Below are 22,895 nucleotides of genomic sequence, written 5' to 3'. Positions count from 1 at the left end.
GCCGGACCATTGACATCAACAGGAAGCTTTGTTTACAGTTGCTCGCCGTTCCCCTAGAGAGGATCGTCGATGCGCAGGTTCCTCGTTCGGGCAGCCGCGCTCGGCGTGCTGCTGGCAGGGCTCACCGGGGTGTCCGGCGCCACCGCCGCGACCGGGCCGGTCCCGCTCGCACCTGCTGACCTGACCGGGTCGGTCGCCAACACCGGGATCTCGCTGTCGTGGCGGCAGCCGGCGGGCGGTCCCGCGGTCGCGTCGTTCCGGGTGTACGAGGGCGGGGTGGTCGTGCGGCGCACCGCGACGACGTCGGCGCCCATGCAGTACATCGGCGTCAACACCACCCACACCTACACCGTGACCGCGGTCTCCGCGACCGGCGTGGAGTCGGCCCAGTCGGCGCCGTTCACGGGGACCACGTGGACGCCCGGCATGGCGCCGCAGTGCACCGAGCCCGCGCCAACCACCGTGTTCGACGTGACCTCCTCCGCCCTGTCGGTGCGCTGGACCGTGGGCCGGTCATCGCCGCTGCTCGCCCTGAGCGTCAACGGCCGCGATCACGGCATCGTGTCCGGCACCAGCCTGCGGGTCGGGGGCCTCACCCCGGACACCTCGTACGCGGTCGCGCTGCGGCGGGTCGGCTGCGGCTCGCAGGAACCCACGGTGGGGTACGCGACCACCCGCACCCTGCCGGGCACGACGAACACCACGGCGGCCCCGCGCGACCTGGTCGTCACCGGCCGCAGCGACCGCTCCATCGCGCTGGCCTGGTCGGGGCCGACGGACGGGTCCTACGTCCACCAGTACGCGATCTACGACGGCGCCTACCGGGTGGCCACGAGCTGGACCCGGTCGGCGACGGTCACCGGACTGTTCCACGGCACCGGGCACCGCTTCACGGTGGCGGCGCTGAACGTGGCCGGCAACGAGTCCGAGCACAGCCCCGTGCTGTCGCCGTCGACCGAACCCTGCCCGGCCCAGCCGCCGGCCCCGGCGCGGGTGAGCGCGTCCGCCGTCACCGCGTCCACCGTCCGCCTCGACTGGACCCTCGAGTCGACCGCCACCTCGTACACCGTGCTGGACGGCAACACCGTCGTCGCCACCGTCACCGAGCCGGCCGCGGTGCTCTCCGGCCTGGCGTCCGCGTCGACGCACCAGCTGCGCGTGGTGGGCCTGCTGACCGGCTGCACCGACACGCCCGCCTCGGCGCCGGTCACGGTGACCACGCTGCCGGGAGCGGCCGACCGGCCGGCGGCCCCGGCCGGCTTCCAGGCGGGCCGGGCGACGATCGCCGACGGGTACTACGCCGACATCCCGCTGTCCTGGTCGACCTCGGCCGGCCTGACCTACCGCCTCTACGACGGCGCGACGGTGGTCGGCACCTACCCGGCCGGCGCGGTGACCCTGCGCACGCGGGGCGCCGAACGCCACGTGTACCGGCTGACCGCGGTCAACGCCAACGGCGACGAGTCGGCGCCGTCCGGCCCGGTCGAGGTCATCACCCCGTTCCTGGTCGCGCCGTAACGACAGCCGCCCGGCAGGCCAGGGTGGTGGGCCCCCCGTTTCCGGCCCACCACACTGGCCTGCGTCGTGTCGAAGCACCGGTGTCCGGGATGTCTCCCAGGATCGCCGGGCGCAGTGGCGGCCGCGAGGTCGGCGGGCGGAAGTTGACCGGCAACTTCCGCCGCTGAGATCCTGGGCCCCGGCATGGGTCCGGCCCGGTACTGATGCCGTCGGGGCTCGGCATCTACGGGAAGGATCGGATGTTCGGCGCGCAGGTGCGTGCCCATCGCCAGCGGCGGGGCATGACGCAGGAGGAACTGGCCGCCAGGACGGGCGTGAGTGCCCGCAGCATCCGCAATCTCGAGGCCGGCCGGATCGACCGCCCACGCGCCAGCACGGTGCGGCTGCTCGCCGACGCGTTCGCGCTGCGCGGCGACGACCGGGACCGGTTCTTCCGGTCCGCGCTGGACGACGCCGGGCAGCAGCCGGCGGACGAGGCCCCGGCACGCGGACGGCCCGCGCCCGCGCAGCTGCCCGCCGACGTGGCCGGGTTCGTCGGCCGCACCAACCACCTGCGACAGCTCACCAAACTGCTCGACAACGCCGACCGGTCGGCGACCGTCGTCATCTCCGCCGTCGCCGGCACCGCCGGAGTCGGCAAGACCGCGCTGGCCGTGCACTGGGCCCACCAGACCCGGGACCGGTTCCCCGACGGCCAGCTGTACGTGAACCTCCGCGGCTACGACCCCGACCAACCCGCAAGACCCGACGACGTCCTCGCCAGGTTCCTCGACACGCTCGGCGTCACCGGCCCCGACATCCCCGCCGACCTGGACGAACGGACCGCCCGCTACCGCACCGAGATCGCCGGCCGGCGCATGCTCATCGTCCTGGACAACGCCGCCACCGTCGAACAGGTCCGCCCGCTGCTGCCCGGCACCGGACCGTGCATGGTGCTGGTGACCAGCCGTGACAGCCTCGCCGGACTCGTCGCCGTCCACGGCGCCCAACGCCTCACCCTCGACCTGCTCCCACCCGACGACGCCGTCACCCTCCTCCGCCGCCTGATCGGCCACCGCATCGACGCCGACCCCACCGCCGCCGCCACACTCGCCGCCCAGTGCGCCCTGCTACCACTGGCGCTACGGGTCGCCGCCGAACTCGCCGTCGCCCGCCCCACCACCCCCATCACGGAACTCGTCGACGAGCTGGCCGACCACCAGCAGCGCCTGGACCTTCTCGACGCCGACGGCGACCCCCGCGCCGCCGTGACCGCCGTGTTCTCCTGGTCGATACGACACCTTCCGCCCGACGCCGCCCGAACCTTCCGCCTCCTGGGCCTGCACCCCGGCCCCGACTTCGACGCCTACAGCGCCGCCGCGCTCACCGGCGCCGGCCTCGCGCCGGCCCGCCACGCCCTGGAGCGGCTCGCCCGGGCCCACCTCGTGCACCCCACCGGCCCCGGCCGGTACGCCATGCACGACCTCCTCCGCGCCTACGCCATCAGCCTGGCCAGTGCGGAGGACCCCGAGACCGGCCGCAGGGCGGCGTCGACCCGGCTCTTCGACTACTACCTGGCCACCGCCACGGCGGCCGCGCGTCTCCTGCACCCCGCGGGCGCCCAGGACCAGTCCGGCACTCCCCCGCCAGTCGCAGCCGCCCCGGACCTCACCGACCCCGAGACCGCCCAACGGTGGCTCGACGCCGAACGGCCCTGCCTCTTGGCCGCCGTCACCCACACCGCGGTCCACGGTCTGCCCACCCACGCGGTGCGGCTGTCGATGGCCCTGTACGAACACCTCGAAGGCGGCCACTACATCGACGCGCTGACCATCCACGGGCACGCCCGCGACGCCGCCCGCCAGACCGGCGACGTCGCCGGGCAGGCCCACACGCTGCTCGCCCTCGGCACCACCAACCTCGGCCTCGGCCGGACCGACCCCGCCGGGGAGTACCTCGCACAGGCGCTGACCCTGTTCCAGCGCGCCGGTGACCAGGTCGGCGAAGCCCGCGTCGTGCTGAACCTCGGCCGGGTCGACGACCACCGGGGGCGGCACCAGGTCGCCACAGACCACCACGAGCGGGCCCTGATCCTGTACCGGCAGCTCGGCGACGCGATCGGCGAAGCCCGCGTCCTGACCAGCCTCGGCAACGTCGAGGAGCACCGGGGGCGGTACGAGGTCGCCACCAACCACCACAGGCAGGCACTGACCCTGTTCCGGCAGGCCGGTCACACCACCGGCGAAGCCATGAGCCTGATGAACCTGGGCGTCGTGGAGGACTTCCGGGGCCTCTACCAGGCCGCCGCCGAGCACCACGGGCAGGCGCTCGCCCTGTTCCGGCAGACCGGCTATCCACGCGGCGAGGCCATGGCCCTGCACAACCTCGGCATCGCCGAGATGCGGCGGGGCCGCTACCAGGCGTCCGCCGAGCACCACGAGCAGGAGCTCGCGCTGTGCCGGCAACTCGCCTGGCCCCGCGGCGAGGCCTGGGCGTTGGACGGCCTGGGCAGTGTCCACACCCGGCTCGGCCGGCCCGACCGGGCCGCCGACCTCCACCAGCAGGCGCTCGCCCTCTTCCAGAAGTCCGGCGAGCGGGACGGCGAGACCCGGGCACTCAACGGCCTGGCCGAGGCCGCGATCGCCGCCGGCCGCCCCACCGACGCCCTGCCCCACCTCACCACCGTGCTCCGCACCGCCCCCCGCGACCAGCGGGCCCGCGCCCACGCGAGCCTCGGCCACGCCCACCGGGCCCTCGGCGACCCCGCCCTCGCCCGGCACCACTACGACCACGCCCTGGCCCTCTACACCGACCTCGGCTCCCCGCACGCCGCCGACGTCCGCGCCGACCTCACAGCGCTCGACGGCCGGTAGGCCAACGGATCAGTCCATGGCCGCCAGCAGCGCGTCGCCGACGGTCCTCGCGGCGGGAGAGCTGTAGGGCTGGAGCCCTTTCACCAGGGTCAGGCGGGTTCTGGTCAACCGCCGGTCGGTGAGGGGGACGCGGACCAGGGTGCCCTGCGCCAGTTCGGCGGCGGTGTCCTCGGCGGCCATGAAGATCGCCGTCATGGTGCGTGCCGCGATGTCGCGCAACAGGGCGAGCGAGTCCACCTCGTGGCTGATCCTCAGGTGGGTACCGGTCTCCGCGCAGGCCCGGTCCACCTCCTGCCTGATGCCGAAGCGCGTGCCGGGCAGGGCGACCGGATGATCGCCGACGTCGCGCAGCGAGCACGCCGGCAGCCCGGCGAGCGGGTGGTCGGGGCGGACCATCACGGACAGGGGCAACGGCTGGTCCTTCAGCGTGATGACATCCGAGCGGGTCGGCGCTCCGAAGACGAACCCGAGGTGTGCGGTGCCCTCGGCGACGGCGGCACCGACGTCGTGGGAGCCGGCGACGCGGACATCGATGCGGATGTCGGGGTGGGTGGAGGCCAGCGCCTGGAGGGTGTCCGGGATGTACCGGCCCAGCGGGCCCTCGACGGTGGCGATGACGACGTGTCCGCGCACGCCGTGCCGGTCGGCGTCGAGCTCCGAACGCAGGTCGGCGGCGCGCTGCTGGGTGTGCGTCGCGAACTCCAGGACGTGGTGCCCGGCGGCGGTCAGGGTCATCCCGCGGGAGCCGCGGGTGAACAGCGGCACGCCGAGGTCCTCTTCCAGCAGGCGGATCTGGCGGCTGACGGCGCTGGGCGCCACGAACAGGTTCGCACCGGCGCGCATCACCGAGCCGGTGGCCGCGACCTCGCGGAAGTAGCGCAGCGCCGATGATTCGGTCGAGTGCAGCGGGCCACCTCCAAACCTCTCGATGATCTTGCGAACTTTTCGCAAGATCGCTGCCACAAATCATTCTGGTCATCTCAATTGGCGAATGCAAGGCTCGTCGGTGAACCGACCCGCTCCCGCCGATCCCGAGGATGTGCCGTGTCCGATCTGGTGCCGACCCCGTTCGGCTACGCCTTCCTGCCGGGCGTCAGGCAGTACTCCCAGGGCGTGGTGGGCACCGAGGGCCACGCCCTGACCCGGGTGCAGTTCTCCTCCCCCGTGGCACTGCACGACGGGCTGAACCTGGCCGCGGAGATCATCGACGCCGCGGGCCGCCCGCCGGCCGCGCTGTGCGCCTGCGAGCTGCGCACGCCGGCCCCGTTCACGGAGGCGGAGTTCACCGCGTTCAACGGCCGGTACGTGGGCGCCCTGGCGGCCTTCGGCGTCCAGCTGCACGATGGCGGCAGCCCGGTCGCCCGCACCAACGTGTGCCCACCCGCGGGACTGGTCGACGAGCCGAGCATGCATGCGTTCTGCTTCACCGTGCCGGCCACCGCCGGCCCGGTCACCGACTTCGTCGTCTCCGGCAGTGCCGAAGTCCCCGAGGGCCTGGACAATTACCACAACCATGTCGTCGCCCCGGGGGACACGACGCCCGGCGGCCTGCTGGACAAGGCGCGGTTCGTGCTCGACGAGCTGACGGGTCGCATGGCCGGCCTCGGCGTGACCGGCGAAGCGCCACACGTCGTGCAGGTGTACTCCACGCACGACATCCACGCGGTCCTGACCGGCCCGGTCGCCACCGGGTTCGCGCCGCACCGCGGCGTGACGTGGCATCCCGCGCGGCCCCCGGTGGCGGGCCTGGACTTCGAGATGGACTGCCGCACGGTGAGCACCGAACGCCTGATCGACCCGCAGGGAAGGAAGCACAGATGAAGCAGGAGCACTACGTACGACCCAGCGGGCTTCCGCCCGTCAACGGGTACAGCCACGCGGTCGCCCACCAGGGACGCAGCATCCTGGTGTCCGGCCAGGTGCCGCTGGACGCCGACGGGAACCTGGTGGGTGCCGGCGATCCCGAACGGCAGGTCGCCCAGGTCTTCACCAACCTGGCCACCGCGCTCGCCGCGGCGGGCGCGGGCCTGCACGACGTCGTGAAGCTGACCGTGTACCTGACCGACCGCGCCGACCTCGCCGCGTTCCGGCGCGTGCGGGATCGGCACATCGACCTGGCCCGGCCGCCGGCGAGCACGCTGGTGCTGGTTCAGGGCCTGATCGACCCGGCGTTCCGGGTGGAGATCGATGCCCTCGCGGTCCGCTGACGCTGCGGCGTCCGTCCTCCCGCCGGGCATGTGGCCGAGCCCGGTCACCGCGGCGGACAAGGTAGCCTACGCCGGTGTCGCTGTCCGCGACGGCGGGGACACGGTGTGGTGGGCGCAGACCACGCCCGGGAGCACCGGCCGGATGAGCGTGTTCCGCCACGACCGCGGTGGCTCGGTGCGCGAGGTGCTCCCCCGGCGGCTCGACGCGCGCACCAGGGTGCACGAGTACGGCGGACAGGGCTGGACCGTCGTGGGACAGACCCTGGTGACGAGCGACTTCGCCGATCAGCGCCTGTACCGCGTGGACGGCGGCACGGCCCTGCCCCTGACACCCGACACCGGCCTCGCCGACCGGTACGCGCAGCCGACCGAGCTTCCAGGCACCGGGTGGGTCGTGTGCGTCGCCGAACGCCACCGGGCCACGGTGCGCCACGCGCTGGTCGCGGTGGCGCTCGACGGATCCGGTGCCGTCGTCGACCTGTGGACCGGGTCGGACTTCGTCGCGGCACCGGCAATCTCACCGGACGGGCGGAGCATCGCGTTTCTGACCTGGGAGCATCCGCTGATGCCCTGGGACGGGACGCTGCTGCGGACCGCGGCGCTCACGTTCGATCAGGGACGTCCCGCCATCCACGACGTGACGGTCGTCCTCGGCGGACCGGAGGAGTCGGTCCTGGCACCGTCGTGGATGGACGACCGCACGGTGTGCGCGGCGACCGACCGGACGGGGTGGTGGAATCTCGTCGCCGTACCGGCGGCCCACCCTTCCGCGGACGGCGAGCCGGTCCCGATGTGGCCGGTGGCCCAGGAGTGCGGTGTCCCGCTGTGGCAGCTGGGCTTCCGGAGCCACGTCCCGGTCTCCGGCGGTCGCACGGCGGTGGTGTCCGGCGGTCGGCTGGTCGTGCTCGACCCGGACGGCACGGCGGCCGCGTTCGAGTGCCCGTTCACCAGCTGGCTGCCATGGCTCGACGCCGAAGGTGACGTCGTCGCCGGGGTCGCGGCGGCAGACGACCGCGCACCCGCCCTCGTCAAGGTCGACACCGTGACCGGCGCCTGGACCGTCCTCGCGGAGCCGCCCCAGCCGGATCCGGCCTGGACACCACGACCGCACCGCCGCACCGTCCCGACCCCCGACGGGGAGGTGCCGGTGCACTTCTACCCGCCGACCTCGCCGCTGTACCGGTTGCCGGAGGGCACCGCGCCGCCGGCCATCATGTGGGCCCACGGCGGCCCCACCGCGTCCTTTCCGCAGCACCACCAGCCCGAAGTCGCCTACTTCACCAGCCGCGGCCTCGCCTTCGTCGCCGTGGACTACACCGGATCGAGCGGACGCGGCCGGCGGCACCGCACCGCGCTGCGGGGACAGTGGGGCGTCGCCGACGTCACCGACTGCATCGCCGTCGCCCGCGACCTCCTCGAGCGCGGCCGCGTGTCCCGCATCGCCATCCGCGGGATCAGCGCGGGCGGGCTCACCGCGCTGCTGGCACTGACGCGGCCGGGCTCGCCGTTCGCCGGAGGCGTCTCCTACGCCGGCGTCGCCGATCTGAGCCACTTCGCGCGGCACACCCACGAATTCGAGTCCCGCTACCTCGACGGGCTCATCGGGCCGCTACCCGAGGCGCAGGCCACCTACGACGACCGGTCACCGCTGTCACACATCGACGCGGTCACCCGGCCGGTACTGCTGCTGCACGGGGAGCGCGACCCGGTCGTCCCGCTGGAGCAGGCGCAGGCGCTGGCCCGGGCGTTGACCGCCGGGCAGGTGCCGCACGCCCTGCTCGTGTTCGCCGACGAGGGGCACGTCTTCGGCAGGTCAGAGACCGTCGCCGCCGCGCTGGACGCCGAGCTCGGCTTCTACGGCCAACTCTTCGGCTTCGACCCACCGGGCGTCGCGCGCCTCCCGCTGACCGGCGTGGCAGGAGATCCATGATGATCGACCCGCCCACCGTGATGATCACCGGCGCCACCGACGGTCTGGGCCGCGCCCTGGCCCACCGGCTCGCGGCCGACGGCACCCGGCTCGTCCTGCACGGACGCGACCCCGGCAAACTCCGCCACACCGCCGCGGAGCTGCGTCGCCGGCACGGCTGCCCACAACCGGCCACCGTCTGCGCGGACCTGTCCGAGCTCGCGCAGGTCCGCCGGCTGGCCCGCGACGTGGCCTCGGCCACCGACCGGCTCGACGCGCTCGTCAACAACGCCGGAGTCGGCTTCGGCGGGCCTGAAGAGCGGCACCGGCAGCTCAGCGCCGACGGCCACGAACTGCGCTTCGCCGTCAACCACCTCGCCGGTTTCGACCTCACCCTGCGGCTGCTGCACCTCCTACGCCGCGCACCGCACGCCCGGATCGTCAACGTCGCCTCCATCGGCCAGCACCCGATCGACTTCGCCGATGTCATGCTCGAACACGGCTACACCGCGGTGCGCGCGTACCGGCAGAGCAAGCTCGCCCAGATCATCGCCGGCCTCGAACTGGCCGAACGCCTGCGCGGCGAACCCATCACCGTCAACAGCCTGCATCCGGCCACGTACATGCCGACGAAGATGGTGCTGGCCGGCCTCGGTCACAGCGTCGACACGCTCGAAGCCGGCACCGCCGCGACCTGGCGCCTGATCAGGCTCCCCGAGCTGGCCGGCACCACCGGCCGCTTCTTCGACCGCACCGCGGAAGCGCGCGCGCATCCCACCGCCTATCAGCAGGACGTCAGAACGCGGCTCTGGCGGCTCAGCATCGACCTCACCGCGGCGCCGCCACCCTGAACGCCGGCCACCGGCCGAGGCCCCCGCCCCGGTGTCCATAGTGGACATTTGTGGTTTCAGCCGTAATTGACGCCATCGACATGCCGCGATGCTGTCCGCGACAGGCGCGGCCGGCATGTCGGCGGGGGCGGTCTGGGAGGATGCGGAGATGGCGAACGCATCTGGTGACGGCGTTGCGCGGCGGGTCGTGGTCGTCGGGTATGACGGGTCCGAGCTGCTCGACATCGCCTGCGTCACCTCGACGCTCGACCTGGCCGTCCGTGTCGCGGGGCGGGCGCTGTACCGGACGGAGCTGGTCTCCCCGAACGGGCAGCCGATCCGCTGTGACTCGGGTCTGGAGCTGCACAGCCACGGGTCGCTGCAGCGCGCGACGGGTGCGATCGACACGCTGGTCGTGTCCGGGGGTCGAGGGCACGAGGCCGCGGCCGCCGACCCGGCGATCGTCGCGCACGTCCGGCGGCTCGCCACGCTCGCCCGGCGGGTGACGTCGGTGTGCACGGGCGCGACCGTGCTCGCGGCCGCCGGGCTGCTCGACGGCCGCCGGGCGACCACGCACTGGCACTACGCCGACGCGCTCGCGCGGCAGTACCCGTCCGTCCACGTCGATGCCCGGCCGATCTTCATCCGCGACGGGCGCGTCGCCACGTCCGCCGGTGTCACCAGCGCCCTCGACCTGACGCTGGCGCTGGTGACCGAGGACTGCGGGCCCGACCTGGCCCGGATCGTCGCGCAGGCGCTGGTCACCTATCTGCAGCGGCCGGGCAACCAGGCGCAGATGAGCGTGTTCACCGCACCGAACCCGGACCACGTGACGGTCCGCGAGGCCGTCGCCTACGTCACCGCACACCTGGCGACCACGCTCGACACGGCGACGGTGGCCAAGCACTGCGACGTGAGCGCACGGCAGCTGCACCGGCTGTTCATCGAGCACCTCGGCATGCCACCCGGCCGGTTCGTGCGCCGCACCCGGCTGGACACCGCCGCGCGGCTGCTGTCGACCACCGGCCACCCCATCGGGCTGGTCGCCCGGTGGTGCGGGTTCACGTCGCTGGAGACCCTCCGGCAGGCGTTCGTCGCGCAGTACGGGGTGCCGCCGTCGCAGTACCGGTCGATGTCTTCGGCGCTCCCTGCCGGCTCGTAGCCGGCTCGCAGCCGTGATGTGGGTGGCCCTTGCCCGGAGTGCCAGGATTCCTGACGCGATGCCGGGTCCGCTCCCTCACCTGGCCGCGGCGTGGTCACAGTGAGGGCATGAACCCCTCGCACACCGTCGATCGAGACACGTCCTCGTGGCTGACGCGCCGCTGGCCGACCGCGGTCGGACTGGCCGCCGCGACCGCCGTGCTGCTCACCGTCGCCGACCGGGAGACCGCCGTCACCTGCGTGTGGGTGGCCGCGCTCTGCTACGTCGCGGCGGCCGCGCTGCACCGGCCGTGGATGGCGTGGGTGGCCGTGCCCGCCGGCAGCGTCGTCATCGCCGTCGGGGAGATCGCCGGCACGGGTCGATGGGTGCTGCTGGGCGCCACCGCGGCCGTGCTCGCCGCCGGCGCCCTGATCGTCGGCGGCCCGCGCCGCCAGGTGGTCACGCAGAGCGTCGCCGGCGTCGTGTACGGCGGTCTCGGGCTCGCCGCGTTGACCCTCGACCCGAATGCCGGCCTCGTCGCGGCCGGGCTTGTCCTGGCCGCACACGCGGCGTGGGACGCCCTGCACCACCGCCGCGGGACGGTCGTGTCCCGCTCGCTGGCCGAGGCCTGCATGGCGCTGGACCTGCCGCTCGGGCTCGGCCTGGTCGTGCTCGGCCTCGCCGGGTGAAGGTCCCTCACCGCACCACTGTCCTGAATTCGTCCAACGGTGCGGCCCGCGCGGCCGCGCCGATCCCCGAGGAGCTCCGATGACCAACGCTCAAGCGACACCCCGCCGCCGCCGTGGGGTGCTCGGTGTCGCCCTGTCCCTCGCGTTCGCCACGCTCGTGCCGCTCGCCGCGCCGGCGGCCCCGGCCGGCGCGGCACCGCCGGGCGCCGTCGCCGACGCTGAGATCGCCAGGATCCTTGCCACCGACCCGGCCGCGACCCGGCTGTCCGCCGATCAGGTCGCCTGGCCCGACGACGGCGTGGTCCTCACCGTCACCGGAGAGGCGGCCGGCAGCTGGTGCGGGACCGGGCGGGCCTGCGTGCACGCCGACGCCAACCGGGCCGGCTACGGGTACGCCTTCTACCGCTGCGGAACCTACCGCCTCCCGGAGTACGGCTTCCCCACCGGCCAGCGCGCCGGCGCCTCCTCCTGGTACAACAACCAGACCGGCGGCGCCAAGATCCGGTTCGAGGACGAGTGGTTCACGCTGACCCCTGTCCTGGCCGGGCACGGGTTCGGCAACATGCCCGGCTACCTGAACGACCGCGCCTACTGGCTGGAACTGCTCTGCTGACGACCTGAACGCACGACCGGCGCGTGACGGTCCATGTCGGACGGTCACGCGCCGCGGTGGTCCCGCGTCGAGGTCAGCCGTTCACGAAGCCGGTTCGACCGGGAGCCAGAGCTCGCAGGTCGCGGTGGTGAAGTCGGCGGCACGGTCGAGGATCGAGACGATGGAAGGGCCCGGCCGCAGGCGCCACGGGTTGGAGGGGAACCACTCGGTGGCGGTCGCCGCCCAGGTCGACTGCAGCGTCTGCGGGAACGGGCCGCTGGTGCGGAACACGGCCCACCGGCCGGCCGCGACCTCGATGGCGTCGAGGTCCTCCGGTACGGCCGAGGCCTGACCGACGGCGACGCCGTGCAGGTAGGTCAGCTCGGTGCCCTCGGCGGCATCGGGGTCGACGTCGTCGGTGACCTGCAGCAGGCCACCGGGTTCGGTGTCGCTCAGCGCCTTCAGGCGGACGTGCTCCGTCTGCGGCAGGGCGGCGATGTGCGCCTGGATGTGCGGGTTGACGCCGTGGTGGATCAGCGGCACGCGGGCCGCGTGCCCGATGAGCCGGAACGCGGGCCGCTCGACGATGCGGGTGTCCATGGGGTTGCTCCCTTCGACGGTCAGGCGGAACCTGACCTGCGGTTGAGTGCGAAGGGGGCCACCGTCCCGCCGGACGTCGCCGGGCGCGGCGCCGTGCACCGCCCGGAACGCCCGCCCGAACGCCTCGGTCGAGGTGTACCCGTACCGGACGGCGATGCTGAGCAGGTCGTCGCTGCCCTGCACGACGTCGGCCGCGGCGACCGTCATCCGGCGCCGCCGCACGTACTCCGACAGCGGCATCCCCGCCAGCGACGAGAACATCCGCCGCAGGTGGTACTCCGTCGTGCCGGCCGCCGCGGCGAGCCCGGCGACGTCGAGCTCGCCGGTCAGGTGCCGCTCGACGTGGTCCACGAGCCGGTTGAGCGCTGCGATCACAGTGGCCTCCCTTCGACGTCCAGCCTCGCCGCCCGCGGGCCGGTCGCGCCCGACACCTGCGGACCGATCCGATCATCCGCCAGCATCGCCGCCGCGGGACACACCGACACCGCTGCGGCGGTTAAGGTGCGACCCCATGGGCCTGCATTGTGGATACCTCGTCGCCACCGCCGAACCCGCCGCGCTGCTGGAGGAGCTGTCCCGGCACGCGGGCGAGTTCGCGACGGGGGCCGTGGTCGACCGGACCGCCGACGCGGACGCCGGCGAGTTCGGACTGCTGCTCGGCGGTGGCGACGGCCGGGCGTTCCTGGTCGACGCGTCCATGATGCTGTCCGACGCGGCCGACATGATCATCGAGATGTCAAAGGCGCTGGGCACCGTCGTCGGCGCCGGTGCGGAGACGGTTTCCGGCTCGTACTGGCTGACGGTGGCGCGCGACGGTGACCTCGTCCGGCACGCGTTCATGTCGTTCGCGGGGCTGACCCTCGGCATGGCGATCGGTGAGCCGCTGCCGTGCGAGGAGGAGTTCCCGCTCGTCGACAGCAGCGGCGACGGCGTGTTCGCCGCGATGGCGGAGTTCGGGCTCGACCCGTCCGCGTGGCTGAGCTCCGGGCCGGCGACGGTCGTGGCGTTCGACGCGACCAGGCTCCCGGCGGGCGGGCACGTCGCCGAGATCCGCCGCGAACACACCGAGCGGCACGGGCGCCCGGACGGCGAGTGGCTGCACGAGCTCGTCGCCGTCGAGGCGAAGCAGTCCCGCCGGGCCGTCAGCGGTTGACGTTGCCGGTGTCGTGACTCCGCGGGGCGGGCTTCTGCCAGCACAATGGTCCGCATGGATGTGCAGCTGACCGTTGTGAGCCTGTTCCCCGACGACGCTGGGGCGCAGGACGAGGCCACCCGGCTGTTCGGCGCCGAGCTGTGGCGTGCGGGTGTCGACGCCGTGCCGGTCACCGCGCCGGCGCCGGAGGGGGCGAAGTCCGGTGCCGCGCAGACGATCGGGCAGCTCGCGGTCGCCGGGGTGTTCTCCGCCGCGACCGTCACCGCGATCAGCCAGATCGCGGTCGCGTTCATCAACCGGCACGCCGCGAAACGGATCAGGCTGACCGCCGGCGACGTCGAGCTGGAGATCGACGGCGACCTCGGCCCGGCGCAGCAGGAGGCGCTCGCCAAGGTCGTCGCCGCGCTGGCGGACCGCGGGGCCGCCGGCTGATGGCCCGGCACGCGCTGCTCGTCGGCACCGACGTCTACGACGATCCCGCGCTCACCGAGCTGGCCACCCCGGTCAAGGACGCCGACGCGCTCGCCCGGCTGCTGCGGGATCCGCGGTGCGGCGGAGGAAGGAGCCCGCGACGGTGCTCGGCCCGGATGCGCCGAGCCCGCCGCGGGGCACGTAGTCAGCTCTTGACGGAGCCTGCCATGAGACCACCGATGAACCAGCGGCCGAGCACGATGTAGACGAGCAGGGTGGGCAGCGACGCGATCAGCGCGCCGGCCATCGAGGCGGCGTAGTCCGGGGACTGGGCGCCGGCGAGGGCGTTGAGCGCGATGGTGATCGGGCCGTTGCGGGTGTTGGACATGAAGATGGCGAACAGGTAGTCGTTCCAGGCCGACGTGAACTGCCAGATCACCGTGACGACGAAGCCGGGTGCGGACAGCGGCAGGATCACCGACCCGAACGTGCGGAGCATGCCGGCGCCGTCGACGCGGCTCGCCTCGATCAGCTCGACGGGCACGGTGGTGGCGTAGTAGTTGCGGAAGATGAGCGTGCAGATGGGGATGCCGTAGACGCAGTGGACGAAGACCAGGGTCGGGATGCCGGGCGGCAGGCCGATGTCGTGGACGATCGAGCGCAGCGGGATCATGACGGCCTGGTACGGGATGAACATGCCGAACAGGATCAGCGTGAACACCACGTCGGCGCCGGGGAAGCGCCAGCGGGACAGCACGAAACCGTTGGCGGCGCCCAGGATCGAGGAGATGACCGCGACAGGGACGGCGAGCTCGAACGTGCGGATGAACGACGGCCGCAGCGACGTCCACGCCTTCTCCCACGACGCGAACGTCCACTCGTGCGGGAGGTTCCACTGGCCGTTGACGCCGATCTCGCGGCCCGACTTCAGGCTGGTCACGATCAGCACGTACGCCGGCATCAGCACGATGACGAGGAAAAGCAGCAGCAGCGCGTACGTGATGACCCGCCCCAGCGGCGAGCGACGGTTGATCCCGCCGCTCGGCTTGCGGCCAGGGGACGGCACCGTGGCGGCGTCGGCGGCGTCGCGTGGGATGGTGGCGGTCATGAGCGTCGCTCCACGCGGTTGTTGTAGACCAGGTACGGGATGATGACGACCGCGACGAGCAGCAGCAGGATGACCGAGATCGCGGCGGCCTTGGCGTAGTCGCTGGTGAGCAGCGTCTGCCACACGTACACGGCGGGGACCTCGGTGATCCACTGGGCGCCCGACACCGACATGATCAGGTCGAACATCTTCATCGACATGTGCCCGAGGATGATCAGCGCCGACAGTGCGGTCGGGGTGAGCTGCGGGAAGATGACGTGCCGGTAGAGCTGGTAGCCGGAGGCGCCGTCCATCGCGGCGGCCTCGCGCAGCTCGGCGGGGATGCCGCGGAACCCGGACAGGAACAGGGCCATCACGTAGCCCGACAGCTGCCAGATCGCGGGCAGGGCCATCGCGGCCATGCCCCAGTCGGGGTCGGTCCACCACGGGTTCTGCAGGAAGCCCAGGTGCAGGTCGGCGAAGATGCGGTTCAGGCCGCCGGCGGCGTCGCCCGTGCCGGAGTTCATCAGCCACCGCCACACGACGCCGGACGCGACGAACGACACGGCCATCGGGAACAGGTACACCGCCCGGAAGAACCCCTCGGCGCGCACGCCGCGCTCCAGGAGGAACGCCCACAGCAGGCCCATCAGCAGGGCGCCGAGCATGAAGACGACGGTGAAGACGAGCAGGTTCTTGAGCGAGTGCACGAACCGGTCGTTGATGTCCTCGGTGAAGAGGTCGACGAAGTTCTTCAGCCCGACGAATCCCTTGCTGCCCAACGCGTCGTGCTCGTCGGTCAGCGACAGCTTCGCGGTCCAGCCGATGAGGCCGTACACGAAGACGCCGAGCACGACGAGCGAGGGGGACAGCAGCAGCAGGCCCGGCGCCCACCGGCGCATCCGGGCCGTGTTCTTGGTGGTCAACGTTCTCCAATCACCGACGCGCCGGGGCTTTGGAAAAAGCCCCGGCGCGAAGACACCTACTTGCCGGCGAACTGCTTGGCGGCGGCGACGAGCGCCTTCTGCAGCGAAGCGACGTCACCGTCGCTGGAGAACTTGCCCTGCGCCGAGCCGACCGCACCCTGCCAGCCCTGCGAGCAGGCCGAGCCGTGCGGGCAGGACGGGACCGGGGTGCCCTTGGCCCAGTCGGCGATCGCGGCCTGCTGGTAGGCCGGGTAGTCGGTCGCGACGGAGTCGGTGCGGGCCGGGATGGAGCCCTTCTTCACGTTGAACGCCTTCTGGCCGGCGGCGGAGCCGAGGGTCTTCAGCCAGCACTTGGTGCCTTCGGCGTTCTTGGCGTTCTTCGGCAGCACGAACGAGTCGGCCAGCCACTGGTAGGCGTCGCCGTTGCCCGGGAACACCGAGTAGCTGTAGTCCTTGAAGTTCTTGGCGTCGAGGTCGGCGGCCTCCCAGTCACCCATGAGCTGGAACGCGGCCTTGCCCTCCATGAGCAGCTTCTCCGCGTCGGTCCAGTCGAACGTGTCGCGGTCCTTGTTGCTGTAGGTGAGCAGCTTCTTGTAGTCGTTGATCGCGGTCGTCACGTCCGCGCCGGCCCAGTCGGTCTTGCCGTTCCACAGGCCGTTGAACTTGTCGGCGCCGAGGTCGGAGATGAGCACGGCCTCGAACAGCATCTGCTGTGTCCAGTCCTTGCCCAGCGCGAGCGGCGCCGCGATGCCCTTGGCCTTCAACGTGTCCAGCTGCGTGAAGAACTCGGGCAGCGACTTCGCCGGCGCGGTGATGCCCGCGTTGGCGAGGACGGTCTTGTTGGCCCACAGCACGTTCGCGCGGTGGATGTTCGCCGGCACGGAGTAGATCTTGCCGCCGACGGTGAGACTGTCGACGAGACCCTTCGGGAACGCCGTGGTCAGGCCCCACTCCTTGTACTGGGCGCTGAGGTCCTCGATCTGGCCGGCCTTGATGTAGTCGGACAGCTCGGCTCCGGCGTGCGCCTGGAACGTGTCCGGCGGGTCGCTCTGCTGCAGGCGGGACGCGAGGACCTGCTTGGCGTTGGAGCCGGCACCGCCGGCGACCGCGCCGTTGACGAACTCGTACTGCGAGCAGTCGGTCTTGAACTGCGCGACGAGGCCGTCCAGGCCCGCCTTCTCACCGCCGTCGGCCCACCAGGTGAAGACCTCGACCTTCTTGCTGCCACCACTGCCGTTGCTGCTGCCGTCGCCGTCGTCGGCGCCGCAGCCGCTCACCACGAGGGCGAGGGCGAGGCCGGCGGCGGTGACGAGCGCACGCGTCTTGACGCGCATGTGTCCTCCTGTGCGGGGATTACACGGGGGTGTTGAGAGATGTCGGTGTGTGGTCGAACATGTTTGAGCATGATTGAAAGACCTGCCCGAACCTTCGTCCCGCACAGGCTGTTCTGTCAACTCACGGCAATCAAACTGTGATGTGACGGCACATGGCCCAGACTTTTGACGAGACTTGACGAAACTCGCTACCTCGGCTTCTCATACCCGGACGCGGTCGATCATCGCCACGGACGCGTGACGCCGAAGCGCCGGTCGCGATCCACGCGGGCTGATTGAACCGGTGCCGCAGCGGGCAACCACTCTCCTAAGTGGTGTGTCGCGCCTCCCCCGGCGCGGCGCCGATCGGCAACGAATGCGAGGAGCGGTTTTCATGGCTGAGAACACCAAGCAGACCAGCGAGAAGGCGGCCTCCGCGGCGAGCGAGGTCCTGCGCGACCCCGACGCGACCAGCGCGGACAAGCAGGCCGCCGGCAGCGCGCTGTCGCAGAAGGCCCCGAAGTCCGGCTCGCAGAAGTGACGCACTGACGAAGGCCCGGCCGATCCGGCCGGGCCTTCGTCGCGCGAGGGCCCTCAGCCGCGTTCGAGCAGCTTCGCCATGCGGGCCTGGTCCTCGAGGACCTCGTTGATGCGGGCCTGCACGGTGTCCATCTGGCCGATGGTCTCGCTGGTGACGTGGATGCCGTCGGTGACGGACTGGGCGTTGGTCTGGATGCCGGCGATCTGCTCGGCGACCTTCTGCGTCGCCGTGGCGGTCTCGCGGGCGAGATCCTTGACCTCGCCGGCCACGACCGCGAAGCCCTTGCCGACGTCGCCGGCGCGGGCGGCCTCGATGGTGGCGTTGAGGGCGAGCAGGTTCGTCTGGTCGGCGATCGACGAGATGATCTTGATGACGTCGCCGATCGCGGTCGACGACTCGCTCAGCGCCGTGACGTTCGTGGTCATCTCCGAGGCCCGGGCGACCGCCTCCCGCGCGACCCGGGTCGCGTCCTGGCTGGCGGAGCGCAGCCGGGAGATCGAGTCCAGCAGGTCGCGGGCGTTGGTGGCGGCGGTCTCCTGCGCGCGGCAGATGTCGAGCCGCTGCGACACGAGCTGCTGCACGTTGCGCAGCGCTGACGCCCTGGACTCGCTGAGCTCGATGAACTCGCTGGTGAAGAAGTCCATCGTGCCGATGACCCGGTCACCGATCATGATCGGAAAGCAGATGCCCGACCTGACGCCCGCGCGCTGGGCGGCCGGTGCCCGTACGCAATCCGTCAACTCGGCGAGATCGCGGATGAACACCAGGTCACGGGCCCGCCACGCGCGACCGGACAGGCCGACGCCCTCGGCGAACGTGGCCGCCAGGGTGACCTGGCGGAACTCGTCGCCGGCGGAGCCGGACTCCAGCTGGAAGCGCAGCTCCTGGGTGGCCGGGTCGACCTCCCAGTAGGAGCCGTACGCCCAGCCGAACGCGCTGCGCACCGTGTCCAGCGCGGCCCGGATCACGCTCTGCGAGTCGTGTGCCGAGCCGAGCGCGGCGACAACCGTCGTGACCGCGAGCCGGTCGTCGGCGAGCTGCTGCAACTGGACCGCGTTGCAGGCCTGGGTGCGGGCCTGCTCGGCGATGCGGGCGATCGCGTTCCACTTCTCGGTCCGCGGCCCGTCGACGCGCAGTTCGAGCGGCGAGTAGTACTCGAAGACCGCGATGACCTCGCCGGCCTTGACCACCGGGATCAGCACGGCGGAGACGGCACCCGCCCGGGTCGCCGCCTCGCAGCGCGGGCAGTCCCGGACACCGCGGGTGTCGTCGGCGTAGATCGGCCGGCGGCCCTGGAAGGCCCGACCGACCAGCCCGCCGGTCGCGCCGGCAACCGCCTTCAGCTGCCCGGCGATCGGTCCGGTCTCGAACGCGAGCCGCAGCCCACCGGCCGGCCCCGTCACGGACCCCGCAGCGGAGCCCGGGGACCCGGGCAGCCAGACCGCGCCGTAGAGGAACCCGTGGGAGCCGACCAGCGACTCGACCGTGATCCGCCAGGTCGACGCCTCGTCGGTCGCCCGCTCCAGGGCGGCGACCAGCTGCTCCAAGGCCTCCACATCCCGGGGGACCGCGGAGCTGGGCTCCTGGACTCGACCACGTGCTCGCAGCAGGCCCAACGTGACCCCTTCGGTCGGTGCGACGGTTGCGCTTCCAACCAATCGGCACCGAACCTTGCAACCTTACGGCTTCCGGGCGACCACCGCGTAGATCTGCAGATCCTCGCTGACCGGGCGCTGATCGGTGTCGGGGCGCCAGTCGCCGACCGGGACGATGCCGGGCTCGACGATCTCCAGGCCCGCGAAGTAGCGCTCGAGAGTGGCCCGGGGCCGGGCGCGGACGTCGGTGCGGCCGGCGGCGAACATCTGCTCATACGCGGTGATGCCCTGCTGGGTGCTGAAGTCCATCGTGCCATGGGTGATCACCAGATAGCTGCCGGACGGCACCGCGTCGACCAGGCGCTTGACGATGGCGGCGACCTGCTCGTCGTCGTGGACGAAGTGCAGGGTGGTGATCAGCAGGACGCCGACCGGGCGGGTCAGGTCGAGCGTCTCGAGGAGGCTCGGGTGCTCCAGGATCGAGTCGGGGTCGCGGACGTCGGCCTCGAGGTAGGCGGTCGCGCCGCGCGGGTCGCCCTGCAGCAGCGCCCGGGCGTGCACCATCACGATCGGGTCGTTGTCGACGTAGACCACCCGCGACTCGGGGGCGACCCGCTGCGCGACCTCGTGCGTGTTGTCGGGCGCGGGCAGGCCGGTGCCGAGGTCGAGGAACTGCCGGACGCCGGCCTCGGCCAGGAAGTGCACGACGCGGCGCAAAAACACCCGGTTGGCCCTGGCCAGGGCGACGACGGCCGGGAAGGCGGCGGCGATCGCGTCACCGGACTCGCGGTCAGCTGCGAAGTGGTCCTTGCCGCCGAGCCAGTAACTGTACCGCCGCGCGGGGTGCGGCACAGTGGTGTCGATCCGGCCCTGCTCGCTGCTGTCCACCGGCGTCCTTTCCAGACGGCGTGCTGTGTCGTGACCGAACTTAGTGGTTCGTCACAACAACACCAACCACCGCCCGGGCTACTCGCCGATGCCGGTCCGGCCCGGATCGGCCAGGGTCTCGTCGATGTCGGCGCTGGTCTTGGCCAGGATCGAGCGGACCTGGTCGCGGGTCAGCTCCCCCGGCGCGTGCCACAGCTCGGCGAAGTCCTTGGCGATCACGCTCTCCACCACGATCCACGCGGCGACCGACGGGTACATCCTGCCGTGGCCGATCATCTCGCGGAACGCGGCGTACGCGGGCTCCGTCTCCAGCCTCGTCCCCGCGACCGCTTCCGAGCGCGCGGGCCAGAGGCCGGTGCTCACGGCGTACCGCTGCTGACTCTGCTTCCCGGTGAGGAACCGCACCCATTCGAAGGCGGCTCCGGGGTGCTTCGCGTCCTTGAGGATCGCCAGGTTGGAGCCGCCGAGGAAGCCGAACCGCCCGGCCTTGCCCGCGGGCAGCGGCGCGGTCCCCCAGCCGGCCCGCAGCCCGGGGCGGTCCGGGTCGGCCAGGAAGTCGCCGACGGACTGGGAGTTGTCGATGGTGACGGCGCCGCGACCAGCGGCGAACGCGGCCGGCACGTCGTTGTTGATCATCTTCGCCACCTGCGGGTCGTTGAACCGCGCGACCAGCCGCTGGTAGTAGTGCACGGCGTCGACGGCCGCCGGCTCGGACAGGCGCGACGCGGTGCCGGCCGTGTCCAGCAGGTCCCCGCCCGCGCTCCAAACGAACGGTGCCACGTTGTGGATGATGCCGAAGGTGTTCTCGTTGCCGATCGCCAGCGGCGCGACCCCGCCGCCGGTGGCCTGGATCCGCTGCAGGGCCGCCTCCAGCGACTCCCACGTGGCGAACGCCGTGGCCGCGTCCAGACCGGCGGCCTTGAGCACGTCGGTACGGTAGAACAGCGCCCGCACGTCGACCAGCCACGGCATCGCCGTCGTGTCCGGGGATCCGATGAGATGGCTGGAGCTCCAGCTGGCGGCGGTGAAGGCCGTCTGCCCGCCGACCGCGTCGATCTCGGCCGCCGTGTAGGGGCGCAGCGCCCCCAGCCGGCTGAAGCCGCCGACCCAGGTGGTGCCGAGCTGGGTGACGTCGGGGCCTTCGCCGCTGGCCGACGCGGTGCTCAGCCGGGTGAGCGCGTCCTCCCAGACGATCCGCACGGGGTTGACGGTGATGTTGGGGTGCGCGGCGTGGAACTCCTTGGCCTCCTCGGCGACGGCCTTCTCCTGCAGCGGCCCGCCCGACGGCATGTACCAGAAGTCGATCGTGACGGGCGGCTGGTCCGCGGCGTACCCGACGGTCTCCTTCGCACCGTCACCGCCTCCGGCGCACCCGGACATCGCGAGCGCGGTGACGGCGGCGACGGCCAGAACCCTGAACACGCCCCGTTCATCGGCAGCACGGTCCTCCACTTGAGCACGGAGCCGGGGGCGGATAGTCGACACAAGTCGTGTCACGGAAATGAGGCTGATCGCGCTGACCTGCGTCACCACGGCTTCCGGTCGGTCGGGGCCATGGCGGCGGGCCGATACCGTCCGTGCGGCTGCGCCTCCGAGCCTGGGGGTGCACCCCGATGCGGAGGCCTTTGCCAGATGAGACACATAACTGTGCTGTTCGTGCTCGCCCTGACCGCGGGCGGCCTGACCGGCTGCACGATCGAGACGCAGGTCGGGACGCCGTCAGCGGGCAGGGTCATCGGCTCACCCACGGCCGATCTCCCGCCGAAGGAGGCGCTGCTGGCGGCGGTGAACACGCTGGGCAGCACCGCGTACACGTTCGAGATCAAGCAGGGCGCGAAGTCCGGCGGGGGCAGGATCGACCCCGCGGACCAGGCCGCCACGATGTCCATGGGCGGCCGGGTCGGGACCATCGACATCTCAGTGGCGTACACCGTCATCGCGCCCGAGCTGTGGGTCAAGGCCGACTTCGGCGCGCAGCTCAACAAGGCGTGGGGCGTCGACGCGGCGCACTGGATGCGGGTCGACCGGTCGAAGGTCGGCGCCTCGGCGACGCTGCCGATCGACCCGGCCGGCGCACCACGCCTGGGCATCACCGAGCTGTGCGAGAACGGTCTCGGCGAGGTCGAGCGGACCGATGCCACCCACTACAAGGGCACCGTCGACGTGACGGCCGCCGACACCATCCTCGCCCCTCCGGACGACGCGGTGCGCAAGGCCGGCGCGAAGGCCAAGGCAGTCCCGTTCACAGCGACCGTCGACGCCAAGGGCCGGCTGACCGAGTTCGCCGTGGACGGCGACGCGATCGACCCGGAGCTGTCGATCCGGCTGACCTTCGCCGGCTTCGACTCGGTCCCGCCGGTCACCGCGCCGGCCGGTGCGGTCCCCGCCCCGGATTCGGTCTACGACCTGTTCGAGTGACGCTCCCACGGCGGGGTGCGGTGGCTCTCGCGCCCCGCCGTTTCCCCATAATCCTATCTGGTAAGTAGCAATTAGTCCACGCCCGCGGCCGTCTTCGTGACGAGCGCGACGGGTCGTTGACAGCCGCGCATCGACGCTGCTGCACTGTTTGCATGGCCAGCACGCCACTGTGGACCCGCGACCACATCGACTTCGGTCGAGTGTGGTCGGCCAGCTGTCCCGCCT

The 22,895-nt window shown here is 72.1% G+C and carries 21 protein-coding genes; 13 read left to right on the top strand and 8 right to left on the bottom strand.

Features of this window, described 5'->3' with window-relative positions; translation table 11 throughout:
• The first annotated feature begins 69 nt into the window (after nt 1–69).
• Both ABZ321_RS23340 and ABZ321_RS23335 read left to right on the top strand, forming a co-directional pair.
• Nucleotides 70–1,518, top strand: a complete 1,449-nt coding sequence (locus tag ABZ321_RS23340) for a fibronectin type III domain-containing protein (protein ID WP_354894496.1) — start codon at nt 70–72, stop codon at nt 1,516–1,518.
• 203 nt (nt 1,519–1,721) lie between these two features.
• The gene (locus ABZ321_RS23335; RefSeq protein WP_344499998.1) at nt 1,722–4,370 is read left to right on the top strand and encodes a tetratricopeptide repeat protein; all 2,649 of its coding nucleotides are present in this window, start codon (nt 1,722–1,724) and stop codon (nt 4,368–4,370) included.
• 9 nt (nt 4,371–4,379) lie between these two features.
• On the opposite strand, the gene ABZ321_RS23330 is transcribed toward ABZ321_RS23335, so the two are convergent.
• A complete protein-coding gene (locus ABZ321_RS23330) occupies nt 4,380–5,321 on the bottom strand; it encodes a LysR family transcriptional regulator (protein ID WP_354894493.1) in 942 nt (313 codons plus the stop codon).
• Between the two features lie 93 nt (nt 5,322–5,414).
• Between ABZ321_RS23330 and ABZ321_RS23325 the strand changes: the two genes are divergently transcribed.
• From ABZ321_RS23325 to ABZ321_RS23295, 7 genes are all read left to right on the top strand, one after another.
• Entirely contained in the window at nt 5,415–6,191 is a 777-nt protein-coding gene (locus tag ABZ321_RS23325) for a hypothetical protein (protein WP_354894491.1), read from the top strand.
• Complete coding sequence (locus tag ABZ321_RS23320) at nt 6,188–6,577, top strand: RidA family protein (RefSeq protein WP_344499992.1); 390 nt, start codon at nt 6,188–6,190, stop codon at nt 6,575–6,577. Before ABZ321_RS23325 ends, ABZ321_RS23320 begins: the two co-directional genes overlap by 4 nt.
• A complete protein-coding gene (locus ABZ321_RS23315) occupies nt 6,558–8,507 on the top strand; it encodes a prolyl oligopeptidase family serine peptidase (RefSeq protein WP_354894488.1) in 1,950 nt (649 codons plus the stop codon). Before ABZ321_RS23320 ends, ABZ321_RS23315 begins: the two co-directional genes overlap by 20 nt.
• Nucleotides 8,507–9,337 (top strand): SDR family NAD(P)-dependent oxidoreductase, encoded by an 831-nt coding sequence (locus ABZ321_RS23310; protein ID WP_354894485.1) that lies wholly within the window; start codon nt 8,507–8,509, stop codon nt 9,335–9,337. Before ABZ321_RS23315 ends, ABZ321_RS23310 begins: the two co-directional genes overlap by 1 nt.
• 148 nt (nt 9,338–9,485) lie before the next feature.
• The gene (locus ABZ321_RS23305; protein ID WP_354894482.1) at nt 9,486–10,478 is read left to right on the top strand and encodes a DJ-1/PfpI family protein; all 993 of its coding nucleotides are present in this window, start codon (nt 9,486–9,488) and stop codon (nt 10,476–10,478) included.
• A gap of 107 nt (nt 10,479–10,585) precedes the next feature.
• The gene (locus ABZ321_RS23300; protein ID WP_354894479.1) at nt 10,586–11,146 is read left to right on the top strand and encodes a hypothetical protein; all 561 of its coding nucleotides are present in this window, start codon (nt 10,586–10,588) and stop codon (nt 11,144–11,146) included.
• 79 nt (nt 11,147–11,225) lie between these two features.
• On the top strand, nt 11,226–11,759 hold the full coding sequence (locus tag ABZ321_RS23295) for a hypothetical protein (RefSeq protein WP_344499982.1): 534 nt from the start codon (nt 11,226–11,228) through the stop codon (nt 11,757–11,759).
• 81 nt (nt 11,760–11,840) lie between these two features.
• On the opposite strand, the gene ABZ321_RS23290 is transcribed toward ABZ321_RS23295, so the two are convergent.
• Complete coding sequence (locus ABZ321_RS23290) at nt 11,841–12,713, bottom strand: AraC family transcriptional regulator (RefSeq protein WP_354894476.1); 873 nt, start codon at nt 12,711–12,713, stop codon at nt 11,841–11,843.
• Between the two features lie 136 nt (nt 12,714–12,849).
• On the opposite strand from ABZ321_RS23290, the gene ABZ321_RS23285 reads away from it, so the two are divergent.
• Nucleotides 12,850–13,491 (top strand): hypothetical protein, encoded by a 642-nt coding sequence (locus tag ABZ321_RS23285; protein ID WP_354894473.1) that lies wholly within the window; start codon nt 12,850–12,852, stop codon nt 13,489–13,491.
• Nucleotides 13,492–13,545: 54 nt separating this feature from the next.
• Complete coding sequence (locus ABZ321_RS23280; protein ID WP_344499976.1) at nt 13,546–13,923, top strand: hypothetical protein; 378 nt, start codon at nt 13,546–13,548, stop codon at nt 13,921–13,923.
• Nucleotides 13,924–14,107: 184 nt separating this feature from the next.
• On the opposite strand, the gene ABZ321_RS23275 is transcribed toward ABZ321_RS23280, so the two are convergent.
• The 3 genes from ABZ321_RS23275 to ABZ321_RS23265 form a co-directional block, all read right to left on the bottom strand.
• The gene (locus ABZ321_RS23275) at nt 14,108–14,863 is read right to left on the bottom strand and encodes a carbohydrate ABC transporter permease (protein ID WP_344500728.1); all 756 of its coding nucleotides are present in this window, start codon (nt 14,861–14,863) and stop codon (nt 14,108–14,110) included.
• Between the two features lie 143 nt (nt 14,864–15,006).
• Nucleotides 15,007–15,891, bottom strand: coding sequence for a sugar ABC transporter permease (locus ABZ321_RS23270; RefSeq protein ID WP_344500726.1), 885 nt, complete (start codon nt 15,889–15,891; stop codon nt 15,007–15,009).
• An 80-nt stretch (nt 15,892–15,971) separates the two neighbouring features.
• Nucleotides 15,972–17,249, bottom strand: a complete 1,278-nt coding sequence (locus ABZ321_RS23265; RefSeq protein ID WP_354894470.1) for an extracellular solute-binding protein — start codon at nt 17,247–17,249, stop codon at nt 15,972–15,974.
• Nucleotides 17,250–17,622: 373 nt separating this feature from the next.
• Here ABZ321_RS23265 and ABZ321_RS23260 point away from each other — a divergent pair, with 373 nt between their 5' ends.
• Complete coding sequence (locus tag ABZ321_RS23260; RefSeq protein ID WP_344499974.1) at nt 17,623–17,769, top strand: hypothetical protein; 147 nt, start codon at nt 17,623–17,625, stop codon at nt 17,767–17,769.
• A gap of 53 nt (nt 17,770–17,822) precedes the next feature.
• Here the strand turns inward: ABZ321_RS23260 and ABZ321_RS23255 are convergent, their stop codons facing one another.
• From ABZ321_RS23255 to ABZ321_RS23245, 3 genes are all read right to left on the bottom strand, one after another.
• Entirely contained in the window at nt 17,823–19,325 is a 1,503-nt protein-coding gene (locus ABZ321_RS23255; protein WP_354894467.1) for a methyl-accepting chemotaxis protein, read from the bottom strand.
• Between the two features lie 123 nt (nt 19,326–19,448).
• Complete coding sequence (locus tag ABZ321_RS23250; RefSeq protein ID WP_354894464.1) at nt 19,449–20,252, bottom strand: SAM-dependent methyltransferase; 804 nt, start codon at nt 20,250–20,252, stop codon at nt 19,449–19,451.
• 78 nt (nt 20,253–20,330) lie between these two features.
• Nucleotides 20,331–21,674 carry an extracellular solute-binding protein gene (locus ABZ321_RS23245; RefSeq protein WP_354894461.1) on the bottom strand — a complete coding sequence of 448 codons (1,344 nt, stop codon included), beginning with the start codon at nt 21,672–21,674 and terminating at the stop codon, nt 20,331–20,333.
• Nucleotides 21,675–21,884: 210 nt separating this feature from the next.
• Here ABZ321_RS23245 and ABZ321_RS23240 point away from each other — a divergent pair, with 210 nt between their 5' ends.
• A complete protein-coding gene (locus ABZ321_RS23240; protein WP_354894458.1) occupies nt 21,885–22,670 on the top strand; it encodes a hypothetical protein in 786 nt (261 codons plus the stop codon).
• Nucleotides 22,671–22,895: the final 225 nt, after the last annotated feature.

This window comes from Dactylosporangium sp. NPDC006015, assembly GCF_040614215.1.
Lineage (GTDB): Bacteria > Actinomycetota > Actinomycetes > Mycobacteriales > Micromonosporaceae > Dactylosporangium > Dactylosporangium maewongense.
Note: the sequence above shows the minus strand (reverse complement) of the source record. Positions and strands in the feature narration are given on the sequence as shown.

Bases quoted from the DNA above. Each gene is read 5' to 3' on its own strand.
- ABZ321_RS23340 (WP_354894496.1), top strand. From the start codon at position 70: ATGCGCAGGTTCCTCGTTCGGGCAGCCGCGCTCGGCGTGCTGCTGGCA.
- ABZ321_RS23335 (WP_344499998.1), top strand. From the start codon at position 1,722: ATGCCGTCGGGGCTCGGCATCTACGGGAAGGATCGGATGTTCGGCGCG.
- ABZ321_RS23320 (WP_344499992.1), top strand. From the start codon at position 6,188: ATGAAGCAGGAGCACTACGTACGACCCAGCGGGCTTCCGCCCGTCAAC.
- ABZ321_RS23315 (WP_354894488.1), top strand. From the start codon at position 6,558: ATGCCCTCGCGGTCCGCTGACGCTGCGGCGTCCGTCCTCCCGCCGGGC.
- ABZ321_RS23310 (WP_354894485.1), top strand. From the start codon at position 8,507: ATGATCGACCCGCCCACCGTGATGATCACCGGCGCCACCGACGGTCTG.
- ABZ321_RS23305 (WP_354894482.1), top strand. From the start codon at position 9,486: ATGGCGAACGCATCTGGTGACGGCGTTGCGCGGCGGGTCGTGGTCGTC.
- ABZ321_RS23300 (WP_354894479.1), top strand. From the start codon at position 10,586: ATGAACCCCTCGCACACCGTCGATCGAGACACGTCCTCGTGGCTGACG.
- ABZ321_RS23295 (WP_344499982.1), top strand. From the start codon at position 11,226: ATGACCAACGCTCAAGCGACACCCCGCCGCCGCCGTGGGGTGCTCGGT.
- ABZ321_RS23285 (WP_354894473.1), top strand. From the start codon at position 12,850: ATGGGCCTGCATTGTGGATACCTCGTCGCCACCGCCGAACCCGCCGCG.
- ABZ321_RS23280 (WP_344499976.1), top strand. From the start codon at position 13,546: ATGGATGTGCAGCTGACCGTTGTGAGCCTGTTCCCCGACGACGCTGGG.
- ABZ321_RS23275 (WP_344500728.1), bottom strand. From the start codon at position 14,863: ATGCCGGCGTACGTGCTGATCGTGACCAGCCTGAAGTCGGGCCGCGAG.
- ABZ321_RS23270 (WP_344500726.1), bottom strand. From the start codon at position 15,891: ATGCGCCGGTGGGCGCCGGGCCTGCTGCTGCTGTCCCCCTCGCTCGTC.
- ABZ321_RS23265 (WP_354894470.1), bottom strand. From the start codon at position 17,249: ATGCGCGTCAAGACGCGTGCGCTCGTCACCGCCGCCGGCCTCGCCCTC.
- ABZ321_RS23260 (WP_344499974.1), top strand. From the start codon at position 17,623: ATGGCTGAGAACACCAAGCAGACCAGCGAGAAGGCGGCCTCCGCGGCG.
- ABZ321_RS23240 (WP_354894458.1), top strand. From the start codon at position 21,885: ATGAGACACATAACTGTGCTGTTCGTGCTCGCCCTGACCGCGGGCGGC.